Origin of the sequence: Streptomyces sp. SAJ15 (genome assembly GCF_007595705.1) — a bacterium.
Classification (GTDB): domain Bacteria; phylum Actinomycetota; class Actinomycetes; order Streptomycetales; family Streptomycetaceae; genus Streptomyces.
The window spans coordinates 71038-86001 of record NZ_NISY01000011.1 but is presented as its reverse complement, the minus strand read 5'-3'; the positions used below and the strand labels follow the sequence as shown (position 1 = coordinate 86001).

The window sequence follows — 14964 nt, the reverse complement described above, 5'->3', positions numbered from 1 at the left end:
CGTCACTGCTTGTCGCGGAACTTCCGCACCGCCAGCGGTGCCGTCACGGCGGTGATGCCGACGGCCCACAGCAGGGTCATCAGCACCGGGTGCGCCACCGCGCCCTCGCCCTGGGTCAACGCCCGCGCCCCGTCGGCCAGCTGCGACAGCGGGTTGTACTTGGTGAAGCTCTCCAGCCAGCCCGGCATGGTCCCGGGGTTGGCGAAGATGGAGGAGCCGAACTGCAGCGGCATCAGCACCAGGAACCCCATTCCCTGCACGGCCTGGGCGCTCTTCAGCGACATGCCCAGCAGCATGAATATCCAGGTCAGCGAGGAGCCGAAGAACAGCGCCAGCGCGACCGCGGCGAGCAGCTCCAGCGGGCCGGTCTTGAGATCGAACCCGATGGCGAAGCCGAGGGCGAGCAGGATGAGGGTCGACACCAGCATCCGGCCGGTCTCCACGATGAGCTTGGCGATCAGCACCGAGGAGCGGGCGATGGGCATGGTCCGGAAACGGTCCATCACACCGGTGTTGAAGTCCTCGTGGACGCCGCTGCCGACGCCCATGGCGATCTGCAGACCGCCCATGGCCATCATGCCGGGGATGAAGTAGTCGATGTACGCGGCCCGGTCGCCCGCGGCGACCGCGCCGCCGAAGACGTAGACGAACAACAGCGTGAAGATGAGCGGCATCAGGACCGCGTCGAACATCGACTCCGGATCCTGCTTGATCTTCAGCGCGTTGCGCCGCACCAGGGCGCTGATGTGTCGCAGATTGGCGCGCGGCCCGATCCGGCCCTCGTCGGTCGGCGCGCGCCCCGCGCGCCCCGCGCGGGCCGCGGCGGATCCCGGGGCCCCCGTGGCCCCGGGGGTCCGGGCCGTCCCGGCGGCGTCTCCCTTGGTGGTGGTGACGGTGCTCATGCGGCGACCTCCTCGGTGTCCGTCGCCGCGTCCTGCGGCGTGGAGGTCTTCTGGCCGGTCAGGGCCAGGAACACCTCGTCCAGGCTGGGCAGATGGGTGTCGATGCCGGCGATGGTGAAGCCGCGCTCGCCGAGCAGTCCGACCACGGCGGTCAGCTGCTCGTCGCTGACGATGGGCACGTTGACCAGCCCCTCCTCGTGGTCGGGGGTGGCGCCGGCGAGGCCGTCGAGCCCGGACTGGGCCAGGGCGCCGACCATCCGGTTCAGCTCGCCCGGGTCGGCGGGGCGGATCTGCAGGGTGCGGCCGCCGACCTTGGCCTTGAGCTCGTGGATCCGGCCCTCGGCGATGACCTTGCCGCGGTCGATCACGGTCAGCTCGCTGGCCAACTGCTCGGCCTCCTCCATGTACTGCGTGGTGAGCAGCACCGTGGAGCCCTCGGCGACCAGATGCCTGATCTCGTCCCACACCTCGTTGCGGGTGCGCGGGTCCAGGCCGGTGGTCGGCTCGTCCAGATAGAGCACGGAGGGGTGGCCGATCATGGAGGCGGCCAGGTCGAGCCGGCGGCGCATGCCGCCGGAGTAGGTGTGGGCGGCGCGCTTGGCGGCCTCGGTGAGCGAGAACCGCTCCAGCAGCGCGTCGGAGCGGCGCCGCGCCTCCTTGCGGGACAGGTCGAGCAGCCGCCCGATCATGTAGAGGTTCTCCCAGCCGGAGAGCTTCTCGTCGACCGAGGCGTACTGCCCGGTCAGGCCGATGGTGCGGCGCAGCGCCCGCGGCTGGCGCACGACGTCGAAGCCGGCCACGATCGCGGTACCGGCGTCGGGCTTCAGGAGCGTCGACAGGCAGCGGACGAGCGTGGTCTTTCCGGCGCCGTTCGGGCCGAGGACGCCGAGGACGGTGCCTTCCCGCACGTCCAGGTCCACGCCGTCCACAGCCCTGGTGGCACCGAAGTGCTTGACCAGCCCCCGTACCTCGACGGCGTTGCGCCCGCCCAGGTTCATTTCCGTTCGCTTCATGTCCACCACGGTCCCAGCCGTCACCGACAGATCACCGACAAGCGACAGACAGCCCGCCGACGGGGGATGTCGGCGGGCTGTCGAGGCGTCGGGCCGGCTCCGCGCACCGCTGTCCGGGCGGGCCGCGCCAAGGGGCCGCGCACCGGTGCGGCGCCCCGCGGACTCCGGCCCGACGCGTGATCCCGGCGTCGCGCGGCCTCATCGGGCGCGCGACGCCGGGACCGTGGGCACCCGGCCCGCCGCCGGCGGCGGGCGGCGGTGGTGGCGCCGGGTGCCGGGTTCGGCTAGTGGAAGGAGTGCTCCTCCGCCGGGTAGGCGCCGCCGACGACGTCCTCCCCGAAGGCCCGGGCGGCGTCGCCCAGGGTCTGCCGGAGCTCGGCGTACTGCTTGACGAAGCGCGGCACCCGGCCGCCCGTCATGCCGGCCATGTCCGTCCACACCAGCACCTGCGCGTCGCACTCCGACCCGGCGCCGATGCCGACGGTCGGGATGTGCAGCGAGCGGGTCACCTCGGCGGCCAGCTCGGCCGGCACCAGCTCCAGCACGACCGCGAAGGCGCCCGCGTCCTGCACCGCCTTGGCGTCCCGGAGCAGCTGCTGGGCGGCCTCCTCGCCGCGCCCCTGCACCGGGTAGCCGCCGTAGGCGTTGACGGACTGCGGGGTGAGGCCGACGTGCGCCATGACCGGGATGCCGGACTGGACGAGCAGCTCGATCTGGTGCGCCGAGCGCTCGCCGCCCTCCAGCTTCACCGCGCCCACGCCGGCGTCCTTCACCAGCCGGGTGGCGCTGCGCAGCGCCTGGACGGGGCCCTCCTGGTACGAGCCGAAGGGCAGGTCGCCGACGACCATGGCGCGCTTGGTGCCGCGCACCACGGCGGCGGACAGCATGGTGATCTCGTCCATCGTGACGGGCACGGTGGACTCGTAGCCGAGGTGGCAGTTGCCCATCGAGTCGCCGACCAGCAGCACCGGGATGCCGGCCTCGTCGAAGACGGAGGCGGTCATGGCGTCGTAGGCGGTCAGCATGGGCCACTTCTCGCCGCGCTGCTTGGCCGCGGCGATGTCGCGGACGGTGATGCGCCGGGAACTCGTCCCCCCGTACAGCGCCTTGCTGCTGCTGTCGGGCTGTTTCCGCGCAGCCGAAAGGGCAGGGCTGACGTGCGTCATTGCAACGGCTCCTTGTGTCATCTCGAAGCACCCTCACGGTGTCTCCGGACCACCCCCCATGCTGGCACGCGCCGCCCGTGACGCGAAAGTGTGAGCGAGGCGCGGCCGGTCGGTGAGGTCGCTCGCAGGGCCCCGGCCGGCGAAGTCTTCGGGTTGCGCGGCGCCGGGCCGTCGATACGAGACGGATCCGTATCGGAATGGGGTTACCGTAAACCGTATGGCGACCCCCTCCGACCTGGATCCCGAACCCAGGCCCGAGCCCGATCCGGGCGCCGACTCCGGCGTTCCCGAGGCCGTGCACCGCCGGCGCTGGGCGATCCTGACCGTGCTGATGTGCAGCGTCGTGGTCGTGGTGATCGACAACTCGATACTGAGCGTCGCGATGAAGACGATCGCCTCGCCGGCGCCCGAGGGGCTCGGCGCCACCCAGAGCCAGCTGGAGTGGGCGATCAACGCCTACACGCTGGTCTTCGCGGGCCTGCTGTTCACCGCGGGCGTGCTCGGCGACCGGTACGGCCGCAAGAAGGTGCTGCTGGCGGGCATGGCGGTGTTCGGCCTGGGCTCGCTGCTCGCCGCGTTCTCCGGCTCGCCGGGGGAGCTGATCGCCTTCCGCGCCCTGATGGGCCTGGGCGCGGCCGGCGTCCTGCCCGCCACCCTCGCCATGCTGGCCAACGTCTTCGAGCGCGAGGAGCAGCCCCGGGCCATGGGGATCTGGGTCTCCGCCGTCGGCGTGGCCATCGCCATCGGCCCGGTCACCGGCGGGGTGCTGCTGGAGTACTTCTGGTGGGGCTCGGTCTTCCTGGTCAACGTGCCCATCGTGCTGGCGGGCTTCGTCGCCATGGTGCTGATCGTGCCCGAGACCCGGGACCCGGACCCCGGCCGGCTGGACCCGGTGGGCGTGCTGCTGTCCGTGGTCGGGTTGGTGCTGCTGGTCTACGGGATCATCAAGGGCGGCCAGCTCGCGGACTTCACCCACCCCGAGGTACTGCTCACGGGTGGCGGCGGGCTCGCCGTGCTGGCCCTGTTCGTGCTGCACGAGCGGCGCGGCGACCACCCGGCGATGGACGTCCGCTACTTCCGCAAGCCCTCCTTCACCGCCGCCGTCACCGCCATCGCGCTGGTCTTCTTCGCGCTGCTGGGCGTCACCTTCTTCATGGTCTTCTACACCCAGAGCGTGCGCGGCTTCACCGCCTTCCAGGCCGGTCTGCTGCTGATGCCGATCGCGGTGGCGCAGTTGGTCTTCGCGCCCCGCGCCCCCCTGATGGTGGAGCGGTACGGAGCCCGGGTGGTGTGCGCCGGCGGCATGCTCATGGTGGCCGGGACCCTCGCCGGCTTCCTGCTGCTGGACCAGGACACCCCGCTCTGGGTGCTGGAGGCGCTGTTCTTCGCGCAGGGCTGCGGGATGGCGCACACCATGCCGCCCGTCACGGTGTCGATCATGCAGGCGCTCCCGCGCGAGAAGGCCGGTTCCGGCTCGGCGATCAACAACACGTTCCGCCAGGTCGGCGGCGCGCTCGGGGTCGCGGTGCTCGGTTCGCTGCTGTCGACCGTCTACCGCACGCGGATCGAGGGCGAGCTGGCCGCCTTCCCCGGCCTCACCGTCGCCGAACGGCACGCGGCCGGGGAGTCCATCGAGGCCACCCTGGCCGTGGCCGAGGACCTCGGGCCGGCGGGACGGGCGCTGACCGACCCGGCCAAGGAGGCGTTCCTGCACGCCATGCACACCACCGCGCTCAGCGCGACGGTCATCGCGCTGATCGGCGCGCTGGTGGTGTGGTTCTTCCTGCCGGGGCGGCAGGAGGTTCCGCCGGGAGCGGAGACCACGCCGCGGCCGGAGCTCGACCGGGACCGGTCCCGGGACCAGGAGCAGGAGCAGGAGCAGGAGCAGGAGCAGGTGTGGGAGCGGGAGCGGGTGGCGCCGGCCGGCCGGGCCGCGGAGACCGGGCCGGTGGTGTCCGAAACGGCGGTGTCCGGGCGGGAGTCGGCGGCCGGACCGGGCCGCGACGGCGGGCCCGAGCCCGAGCGGACGTCGACGGGGGTGGACCGGTGAACGGGGCGGAAGCCAGCGAGGCGCGCGGGCCGGTCCCGGCATCGGTCCCGCGCCCGCCCGGCCGGCCGCGCAGCGCCGCGGTCGACACCGCCGTGATCGAGACCGTGCTGCGGCTGCTGGAGGACGGCGTCACCCTCGATCAGCTGTCGATGGAGCGGATAGCCCGCGAGGCGGGCGTCGGCAAGGCCACCGTGTACCGCCGCTGGCGGGGCAAGGAGGCGCTGATGCTGGACGTCATGCGCTCCCTCGACGAGCCGTACCCGAAGCCGATGGGGGACTCGGTCCGGGACGACCTGGTCACCCTGCTGGAGTTCATCCGCCGTCGGGGGCTGGCCAGGCGTCACTCCGCGCTGCTGCGTGCCGTCGTGGGCCAGGTGCGGGCCCATCCCGGGCTGTGGCGGCAGTACCACGAGACGGTGATAGCCGTCCGCCGGGAGACGCTGCTGGCGGTGTTGCGGCGGGGCGTGGCCCGCGGGGAGCTGCGCGCCGACGAGGACCTGGAGCTGCTCGCCGACCTGTTCACCGGCCCGATGCTGTCCCGCTCGATGCTGTACGAGTGGCAGGCGCTGCCGGAGGGGCTGGCCGAGCGGATCGTCGACACGGTGCTGGAGGGCGTCCGGCCACGCGACGAACGTCGCTGAGCGGGGGCGGCGGACCGGGCGCGAGCCGCGCACGCTGGGCCGTTCGGAGGAATTCCGGAGGCGAGATCCAGATCGACGGATATGTGCCGGTTGTGTCACAGGGGCCCCGTCCGTCGCGCTGTTCGGAACCCGTCTCCCGCGGTCGCACGTCCTCCCCCATGAGGCGCCCGCCGTCGTCGGCGGCATCGGACGCGGCCCCCGTACGGGGCACCGCACGCCGAAAACGCCCTGGTCATCGCCTATGGTCATGCCTGGGTTCCGGCCGGGTGGGGCGCGCGGAGACGAGAGGCAGTGAGGACACAGCGAATGGCGCAGGCAGACACGCAGGAGACGGGACGACGCGGGGACATCCCCGAGCAGACCGGCTCCCGGGTCCGGCGCCTGCTCGACCATCTCGACCGGTGGCGGCGCGACCCCGGCACCTGGCGCCGGGGCACGGTGCCGGCCGGCTGCGCGGCCGTGCTGGCGCTGGTGATGATCTTCCACGCGCAGATCCCCAACGATGTGGGGAACCTGGGCAGTCTGCTGGAGACCTTCCTGCCGTGGCTGGGGCTGTTCGTTCCGCTGCTGCTGGTGATCGCCCTGGTGCGGCGCTCCGCGACCGCCCTGATCGCGCTGCTGCTGCCGGCCGTCGTCTGGCTCAACCTCTTCGGCGGGCTGATGTTCGCCGACAAGTCGCGGGCCGGTGGCGACCTCACCGTCGTCACCCACAACGTCAACGCGGACAACCCCGACCCCGCCACCACCGCGCGCGAGGTCGCGGCGTCCGGGGCGGACGTGGTGGCGCTGGAGGAGCTGCGCGGCTCGGCGGTGCCGACGTACGAGCAGGCGCTGCGGGACACGTACAAGTACCACACCGTCAAGGGCACGGTGGGGCTGTGGAGCAAGTACCCGCTGCGCGACAGCGAGCCGGTGGACATCAAGATGGGCTGGACCCGTGCGCTGCGCTCCACCGTCGCCACCCCGCGCGGGGACGTGGCCGTCTACGTCGCGCACCTGCCGTCGGTGCGGGTGAAGTTCAACGCGGGCTTCACCGCCGGGCAGCGGGACGACAGCGCGGAGGCGCTGGGCGAGGCCATCGCCGCGGAGCGGGTGGACAAGGTGATCCTGCTCGGCGACCTGAACGGCACCATGAACGACCGGGCGCTGGCCCCGGTCACCTCGCAGCTGCGCTCGGCGCAGGGCGCGGCGGGCGACGGCTTCGGCTTCAGCTGGCCGGCCTCGTTCCCGATGGCCCGGATCGACCAGATCATGGTGCGCGGCATGGACCCGGTCTCGGCGTGGACGCTGCCGCGGACGAACAGCGACCACCTGCCGGTCGCGGCGTCGGTGAAGCTCTGACGGCGGCGGGCCGCCGAGGTCGGTCCCCGGACGTGGTGGCGCTCCACCGGTCCGGGGACCGCCGTCGTCCGGGGAGCCGTCGTCCGGACCGCCGCCCTCGGGGGTGCTGCCGTCCGGACCGCCGCCGTCCGGACCGCCGCCGCCCCTGCCTCCGCCATGCCGCCCGGCAGCGCCCCGCGGCGTGCCTCAGGCACTCGTAACGCCGCGTTCACCTGGGGATTCTCTCTGAGCCCCGGAAGCATGAGAGCATTTGTTCAGTCACTGAACATATTCCTCGCCACCTCTCCCGCGAAAGGTCTCTCATGCCCCTCGCCCTGCTCGCCCTGGCCGTGGCGGCATTCGGCATCGGCACCACCGAATTCGTGATGATGGGTCTGCTGCCCAACGTCGCGGACGATCTGGGCACCTCCGTGCCCACGGCCGGGTACCTCGTCTCCGGCTACGCCATCGGCGTCGTCGTCGGCGCCCCCCTGTTGACCGCGCTCGGCTCCCGCGTCCCGCGCAAGGCCATGCTGATCTGGCTCATGGCGCTCTTCACGGTCGGCAACCTGGCCTCGGCGGTGGCGCCGAACTTCGGCCTGCTGCTGGCCGGACGGGTACTGGCCGGGCTGCCGCACGGCGCCTTCTTCGGCGTCGGCTCGGTGGTCGCGGCCCGACTGGTGGCCGAGGGACGGCAGGCGCGGGCGGTGGCCACCATGTTCCTGGGGCTGACCGTCGCCAACATCGTCGGCGTCCCGTTCGGCACCCTGCTCGGCCAACAGCTCGGCTGGCGCGCCACCTTCCTGGTCGTCACCGCGATCGGCGTGCTCGCCATGGCCGCGCTGGCCGCGCTGGTCCCGCAGATGGCGCCGGACGCCCAGGCGGGCCTGGGGCGGGAACTGCGCGCGCTCCGCGACCGTCAGGTGCTGCTGGGCCTGCTGACCGCGGTCTTCGGCTTCGCGGGCGTCTTCGCCGTCTACAGCTACCTCGCCTCGATGATGACCGAGGTCACCGGCTTCGCGGAGTCGTCCGTGACGGTGGTGCTGGCGCTGTTCGGCACCGGCATGACGCTCGGCGCCCTGGTCGCCGGCCCGCTCACCGACCGCGCGCTGCGCCCCACCCTCTACGGCTCGCTGACGGCGCTCGCCGTGGTGCTGGTCGCGTTCCACTTCACGGTCCAGGTGAAGTGGGCGGCCCTGGCCACCGTGGTGGTACTGGGCGCGGTCGGCTTCATGACCACCACCCCGCTCCAGATGCTGGTCATGAACAAGGCCCGGCACGCCCCCACCCTGGCCGCCGCCTCCAACCACTCCGCCTTCAACCTGGCCAACGCGGGCGGCGCCTGGCTCGGCGGCGTCGCGATCGCCGCGGGCTGGGGCTGGACCTCGCCCACCCTGGTCGGCGCCGCCCTCGCCCTGACCGGCCTGGCCATCGCGGTGACCGCCGGCCTCCTGGACCGTGGCGCGCCCGGGGACGGCTCCCGGGTGGTGGCGGTCGGCCAGGGGGTCGACCACACGTCCGACGCCGGGCCCGACCACGGGGCCGTGGCCGCGGGGGCGTCGACGGCGCGGGCCGGGGCCGACGGCTCCCGGTAGCGCGCGGCGGACGCGGGGCGGCGCGCCCCGCGCACACCTCCCGCACGGCGACGGCCCGTCGCCCGCTCCGGTCGACGGGCCGTCGGCGTCTACGCCGCCGGGGGCCCTCAGGTGTGCTCGCGCCAGCGGTTGGTGATGGGCAGTCGCCGGTCCTTGCCGAAGCCCTTCGCGGAGATCTTGGTGCCCGGCGGGTACTGGCGGCGCTTGTACTCGGCGGTGTCCACCAGCCGCAGCACCCGTGCCACCAGCTCGTCGTCGAAGCCCGCCGCCACGACCTCCGCGCGGCTCCGATCCTGGTCGACGTAGAGCTCCAGGATCCGGTCGAGGACCTCGTAGTCGGGGAGCGAGTCGGTGTCCACCTGGTCCGGTCGCAGCTCGGCGCTGGGCGGCTTGGTGATGGAGTTCTCCGGGATGGGCGGGGTCTGGCCGCGCTCCTCGGCGGCGCGGTTGCGCCAGCGGGCGAGGCGGAAGATCCAGGTCTTGTAGACGTCCTTGATCGGGCCGTACGCGCCCACCGAGTCGCCGTAGAGCGTCGAATAGCCGCACGCCAGCTCGGACTTGTTGCCCGGCGCGAGCACGATGTGCCCCTCCTGGTTGGAGACGGCCATCAGCAGGGTGCCGCGCAGCCGCGCCTGGAGGTTCTCCTCGGCGAGGCCGGTGAGGCCCAGCGATCCCATGTACGCGTCGTACATCGGGGCGATGGGGACGGTACGGAAGTTCAGCCCGGTCCGGCGGGCCAGCTCGGCCGCGTCCGCCTTGGAGTGCTCGGAGGAGTAGCGGGAGGGCATCGAGACGCCGTACACGTTGTGCGCGCCCAGCGCGTCGCAGGCGATGGCGGCGACCAGCGCGGAGTCGATGCCGCCGGACAGGCCGATGAGCACGCTGCGGAAGCCGTTCTTGGCGGCGTACGCGCGCAGGCCCACCACCAGCGCCGTGTAGACCTCCTCCTCGTCGCCGAGGCGGGGGGCCTGGCCGCCGGAGAGCTCGGGCTGGTAGGAGGGGAGCGGATCGGCGGAGAGGGTGACGTGCTCGATGCGCAGCCCGTCGTCGACCACGCCCTCGGGCACCGGGCCCGCCGCCGGGAGGTCCAGGTCCAGCAGCACGCAGCCCTCGGCGAACTGCGGGGCGCGGGCGATCACTTCGCCGTCACGGTCCACGACGATCGAGTCGCCGTCGAAGACCAGCTCGTCCTGGCCGCCGATCATCGCCAGATAGGCGGTGGTGCAGCCGGCCTCCTGGGCCCGCTTGCGGACCAGGTCCAGCCGGGTGTCGTCCTTCTCGCGCTCGTACGGGGATGCGTTGATGGAGAGCAGCAGCCCGGCGCCGGCGGAGCGGGTGGCCGGCACCCGGCCGCCGTCCTGCCACAGGTCCTCGCAGATGGCGAGCGCGACGTCGACCCCGTGGACGCGGACGACGGGCAGCGTGTCGCCGGGCACGAAGTAGCGGAACTCGTCGAAGACGCCGTAGTTGGGCAGGTGGTGCTTGGCGAAGGTGAGGGCGATCTCGCCCCGGTGCAGCACCGCCGCCGCGTTCTGCGGGGCGCCGGCCGGCTGGCCGTAGCGCGGCGCGGCCTGCTCGCCGCGGTCCAGATAGCCGACGACGACCGGCAGCTCACCCAGGCCCTCGCGCTCCAGCCGGGCGGCGAGCGCGCGCAGCCCGGCGCGGGACGCCTCGACGAAGGACGGCCGCAGGGCCAGGTCCTCGACGGGGTAGCCGGTCAGCGCCATCTCGGGGAAGGCCACCAGGTGGGCGCCCTGCTCGGCGGAGTGCCGGGTCCAGTGGACGATCGTCTCGGCGTTGCCGGCCAGGTCGCCGACGGCCGAGTCGATCTGGTTCAGAGCGAGGCGAAGTTGAGGCACGGTGCCAGTGTAAGCGGCCCGACCGGGATTAATCGTCTATCTGACGCGATGGCCTCGCGTGGGGCGCGCCACACCCCGCGCGAGGCCATCCCGCGCCCGCCGGACAGCGGCCGGATCACCCGTCGGACGCCCTGCCGGACGGTCGGGCGCCCGACCGTCGGACAGCCGGCGGTCGCCCTGCGGACGGTCGACCGGACCGCCCGTCGGGTCGGGGCCTCAGCGGATCTGGTGCATTCGGCCGCGGTTCGGGAGCGCCCTGAAGGGGCGCGGGGCTGTGACATGCGCGGCTCCGCCGCGTGGGCGCGACCAGCCGCGACGGGCCGCAGGCGAACGACGGCCCGTCGCGACACTTCCCGCGGAGCGCTCAGTCGCGGTAGCCGAGCACCGTCATCATCCCCGCCTCCGCGTGGTAGACGTTGTGGCAGTGGATCATCCACAGCCCCGGGTTGTCCGCGTCGAAGTCCACGTCGAGCGTCTCGCCGGGCCGCACGATCGCGGTGTCCTTGCGGGGGCCGCCCCGCGGCAGCGCGAAGGTGTGCCCGTGCAGGTGCATCGGGTGCCACATCCCGGTGCCGTTGACGAACGACAGCCGCACCCGTTCACCCGAACGGACCGGGAGGCGCTCGGCCGGGTCGTACCGCTTGCCGTTGATCGCCCAGTCGTACGCCGCCATGGAGCCGCTCAGCCGCAGCGTGAGCGTCCGGTCCGGCTCGCGCCGCGTCAGCCGCACCCCCTCCGCGGCCTTGAGTCGACCGGCGGTGAGCACCGTGCCGTCCAGCTCCTTCGGGCGGGCGGAGGGCGCCGGCGCCGCGCCGCCGCCGGTGCGCAGCAGCGCCCGCGCCGCCCGCCGCTTGCCCTCGGCGACCGCGGTCAGCGGGAACACCCCGTCCCCGGCCGTGACCAGGACGTCGTACCGCTCGCCCATGCCCAGCAGCAGCGCGTCGGTGCGCGCGTGGGTGACCGGGAAGCCGTCGGTGTGGGTGACCGTCATGGAGTGGCCGCCGAGCGCGACCCGGAAGGCGGTGTCCCCGCCGGCGTTGATGAACCGGATTCGGATCCGGTCGCCCGGCTTGGCCCGGAAGGTCTGCGGATCCTCCGCCGAGCGCCCGTTGACCAGGTAGTACGGATAGGCCACGTCGCCCGCGTCGCCGCCGAGGAGCTCGCTGGTGGCGCCCATCAGCATCCGGGACGGGCCGGTGGGGTCCGGGCTCCGGCGCGGGGTGGCCTTTGCGGCCGGCGCGGCCATGCCGCTCATGTCGTGCCCGCCGTGCCCTCCTCCGTGCCCGCCGTGGCCTCCGCCGTGGTCCATGCCCTCGTCGGAGCCCGAGCCCATGCCCTTGCTCAGTTCGGCCAGGACCGCGTCGGGGGTGCTGCCGTCCACCCCGTCGACCCAGTCGTCCAGCACGACCACCCACTCCTTGTCGTAGGCGAGCGGCTCCTTCGGGTCCTCGACGATGAGCGGGGCGTACAGGCCCCGGTCCTGCTGGGTGCCCGAGTGCGGGTGGAACCAGTAGGTGCCGGGGTCCGGGACCGCGAAGCGGTAGGTGAAGGAGGCGCCCGGCTTGACGGCCCGCTGGGTGAGCCCGGGAACCCCGTCCATGGCGTTCCGCAGGGCGATCCCGTGCCAGTGCAGCGAGGTGGCCTGGGGGAGGTGGTTGGCCAGGGTGACCGCCAGGGTGTCTCCGGCGGTGGCGCGGATCTCCCTGCCGGGCAGGTCGTCGCCGTAGGCCCAGGACCGGACGGTACGGTCGGCGCCCAGGTCGAGCCGGGTGGCGGCGGCGGTCAGAGCGATCTTCTGGTCGGCCGGGCCCTCGCCGGCCGATCCGTCGTCGGAGCCGGACCGGTGGCCCGCCGGGTGGCCGCCCGCGGACTCGTCGTCACGGCCGGAGGAGCAGGCGGCGAGCAGGCCGCCGCCGGCGAGGCTGATTCCCGCGCCGAGCACGGCACGGCGGGAGTGGATGTGCGTCACGGACATACCTCAGGTCTTGTCGGTGGTCTGAGCAGGCAGAGCGGAGGCGTCCGCGCTCCTATACGCGCAGCACCGACAGCTGGGTGAGTCTCGTTCCGCGCGGCGGCGGGGGCCACAGGGCGTGGGGCAGGGAGGCCCGGAGGGCGCCGGGCGCGGTGACGGCGAGCCGCCGGGCGAGCCGCAGCAGACGCACCGCGAGCAGCGCCGCCGACCAGGTGACGAGCACCGCCAGACAGACCGAGAGGGGGTGGAGACCGCCGAGCCCGGGCCCGTCGACGGAGGCGCTGGGATCGTATGAGGCGCCCGCGGAATCCACGGCGAGCGAGCCATCCGAGCCACCCGAGCCCTGCGCGGCGTGCGAGCCATGCGCGGCGTGCGCGGGGTGCTGGGCATGCGGCGGATGCGCGGCGGCCCGGAGGTGCGGGGGATGCTGGGCGTGCGGGTCGTCCGCGGCGGCGGCCACCCCAGCCGTCCGACCGACGTCCTCCCCGGCCGTCCTCACATTCACGGCGCGGTCTCCATGGTGCGCGGCGGCCGTGTGGGAGCCGTCCCGCCCGCCGCTGCCGTGCCCCGTCGGGTGCCCGAGCGTGTGCATGGTGACGATGCCGAAGAGCAGCGCGGCGAGCAGCACCAGACGGCCGCCCCAGGCGGCGGTCGGCGACTGCGGTGCGCGCGGCATCGGTCTCCCTCCCGGCTGCCCTTCCGGCTTCCCTCCGCGAAAGAGTACCCCGACGGGGTATTGCCGCCGCGCTGGCCGGATCGCTCCGCTCCGTGCGAACGTACGATGCTTACATCACGGGGGCAGGTAAAGAGTTGGCACGAAACGCATCCGAAACCGCGTCGCGTGATACTGGGGGCCCGGCGGCGCCCTCGCGCCCACCGAAAGAGCTGTCTGACCTGCAAGGATAGGGGACCATGGATAAGCAGCAGGAGTTCGTGCTCCGTACGCTCGAAGAGCGCGACATCCGGTTCGTGCGGCTGTGGTTCGCCGACGTCCTCGGCTTCCTGAAGTCCGTCGCGGTGGCCCCCGCCGAGCTGGAGCAGGCCTTTGACGAGGGCATCGGGTTCGACGGGTCCGCGATCGAGGGATTCGCGCGGGTGTATGAATCCGACATGATCGCCAAGCCGGATCCCAGCACCTTCCAGATCCTGCCGTGGCGCGCCGAAGCCCCCGGAACCGCCCGTATGTTCTGCGACATCCTGATGCCGGACGGCTCCCCCTCGTACGCCGATCCGCGCTATGTGCTCAAGCGGATCCTGGCCAAGACCTCCGACCTCGGGTTCACCTTCTACACCCACCCCGAGATCGAGTTCTTCCTGCTCAAGGACAAGCCGGTGGACGGCACCCGGCCGATCCCGGCCGACTCCTCCGGCTACTTCGACCACACCCCGCAGAACGTCGGCATGGACTTCCGCCGCCAGGCGATCACCATGCTCGAATCCATGGGCATCTCGGTGGAGTTCTCGCACCACGAGGGCGCCCCGGGCCAGCAGGAGATCGACCTTCGCTACGCCGACGCGCTCTCCACGGCCGACAACATCATGACCTTCCGGGTGGTGATGAAGCAGGTCGCGCTGGAGCAGGGGGTCCAGGCCACCTTCATGCCCAAGCCGTTCTCCGAGTACCCCGGCTCCGGCATGCACACCCACCTCTCCCTGTTCGAGGGGGACCGCAACGCCTTCTACGAGTCCGGCGCCGAGTTCCAGCTCTCCAAGGTCGGCCGCTCCTTCATCGCCGGCCTGCTGCGGCACGCCTCCGAGGTCTCGGCCGTCACCAACCAGTGGGTCAACTCCTACAAGCGGATCTGGGGCATCGCCCAGGGCCGTACCGCGGGCGCCGGCGGCGAGGCCCCCTCGTACATCTGCTGGGGCCACAACAACCGCTCCGCGCTGGTCCGGGTGCCGCTCTACAAGCCCGGCAAGACCGGCTCCACCCGGGTGGAGGTCCGCTCCCTCGACTCCGGCGCCAACCCCTACCTCGCCTACGCCGTGCTCCTCGCGGCGGGCCTCAAGGGCATCGAGGAGGGCTACGAGCTCCCCGCCGGCGCCGATGACGACGTCTGGGCGCTCTCCGACGCCGAGCGCCGCTCCATGGGCATCGAGCCGCTCCCGCAGAACCTCGGCGAGGCCATCGCCCTGATGGAGCGCAGCGAACTGGTCGCCGAGACCCTCGGCGAGCACGTCTTCGACTTCTTCCTGCGCAACAAGAAGCAGGAGTGGGAGGAGTACCGCTCCGAGGTGACCCCGTACGAGCTGCGGAAGAACCTGCCGGCGCTCTAGTTCCTCCGCGGCCGCGGGTCCGGTGCCGGTGGCGGCGGACCCCCGGCGTAGCGTGGAGGTGTGCGTTTCCGCGGCGGTGGGCGGGGGCTGGGCTCGCCTCGCGGAAACGGTCATGAGGGATCCATCGCGGTCACGACGTCCACGGTGATCAGGGCAGCGGTCGAGAGGC

Annotated in this window: 11 protein-coding genes; 5 read left to right on the top strand and 6 right to left on the bottom strand. The window is 72.8% G+C overall.

Features of this window, described 5'->3' with window-relative positions:
• Positions 1–2: 2 nt before the first annotated feature.
• From CD790_RS24605 to panB, 3 genes are all read right to left on the bottom strand, one after another.
• Positions 3–902 carry an ABC transporter permease gene (locus CD790_RS24605; protein ID WP_144385518.1) on the bottom strand — a complete coding sequence of 300 codons (900 nt, stop codon included), beginning with the start codon at positions 900–902 and terminating at the stop codon, positions 3–5.
• Positions 899–1915 carry an ATP-binding cassette domain-containing protein gene (locus CD790_RS24600; RefSeq protein WP_186319212.1) on the bottom strand — a complete coding sequence of 339 codons (1017 nt, stop codon included), beginning with the start codon at positions 1913–1915 and terminating at the stop codon, positions 899–901. Before CD790_RS24600 ends, CD790_RS24605 begins: the two co-directional genes overlap by 4 nt.
• Positions 1916–2199: 284 nt before the next feature.
• Positions 2200–3081 carry a 3-methyl-2-oxobutanoate hydroxymethyltransferase gene (gene panB / locus CD790_RS24595; RefSeq protein WP_144385517.1) on the bottom strand — a complete coding sequence of 294 codons (882 nt, stop codon included), beginning with the start codon at positions 3079–3081 and terminating at the stop codon, positions 2200–2202.
• A 217-nt stretch (positions 3082–3298) separates the two neighbouring features.
• Here panB and CD790_RS24590 point away from each other — a divergent pair, with 217 nt between their 5' ends.
• From CD790_RS24590 to CD790_RS24575, 4 genes are all read left to right on the top strand, one after another.
• A complete protein-coding gene (locus CD790_RS24590; RefSeq protein WP_144385516.1) occupies positions 3299–5131 on the top strand; it encodes an MFS transporter in 1833 nt (610 codons plus the stop codon).
• Positions 5128–5772, top strand: a complete 645-nt coding sequence (locus CD790_RS24585) for a TetR/AcrR family transcriptional regulator C-terminal ligand-binding domain-containing protein (protein ID WP_260867852.1) — start codon at positions 5128–5130, stop codon at positions 5770–5772. The genes CD790_RS24590 and CD790_RS24585 overlap by 4 nt, the downstream gene beginning before the upstream one ends.
• Positions 5773–6078: 306 nt before the next feature.
• The gene (locus CD790_RS24580) at positions 6079–7113 is read left to right on the top strand and encodes an endonuclease/exonuclease/phosphatase family protein (protein ID WP_144385515.1); all 1035 of its coding nucleotides are present in this window, start codon (positions 6079–6081) and stop codon (positions 7111–7113) included.
• A 302-nt stretch (positions 7114–7415) separates the two neighbouring features.
• Positions 7416–8687, top strand: coding sequence for an MFS transporter (locus CD790_RS24575; protein WP_144385514.1), 1272 nt, complete (start codon positions 7416–7418; stop codon positions 8685–8687).
• Positions 8688–8794: 107 nt separating this feature from the next.
• On the opposite strand, the gene CD790_RS24570 is transcribed toward CD790_RS24575, so the two are convergent.
• The 3 genes from CD790_RS24570 to CD790_RS24560 form a co-directional block, all read right to left on the bottom strand.
• Positions 8795–10546 (bottom strand): NAD+ synthase, encoded by a 1752-nt coding sequence (locus tag CD790_RS24570; RefSeq protein WP_144385513.1) that lies wholly within the window; start codon positions 10544–10546, stop codon positions 8795–8797.
• A gap of 364 nt (positions 10547–10910) precedes the next feature.
• On the bottom strand, positions 10911–12521 hold the full coding sequence (locus tag CD790_RS24565) for a multicopper oxidase family protein (RefSeq protein WP_144385512.1): 1611 nt from the start codon (positions 12519–12521) through the stop codon (positions 10911–10913).
• 52 nt (positions 12522–12573) lie between these two features.
• On the bottom strand, positions 12574–13194 hold the full coding sequence (locus tag CD790_RS24560; protein ID WP_144385511.1) for a hypothetical protein: 621 nt from the start codon (positions 13192–13194) through the stop codon (positions 12574–12576).
• A gap of 236 nt (positions 13195–13430) precedes the next feature.
• Here CD790_RS24560 and glnA point away from each other — a divergent pair, with 236 nt between their 5' ends.
• Positions 13431–14795: a type I glutamate--ammonia ligase gene (glnA, locus tag CD790_RS24555; RefSeq protein WP_144385510.1), complete on the top strand. Its 1365-nt coding sequence runs from the start codon at positions 13431–13433 to the stop codon at positions 14793–14795.
• Positions 14796–14964 lie beyond the last annotated feature (169 nt).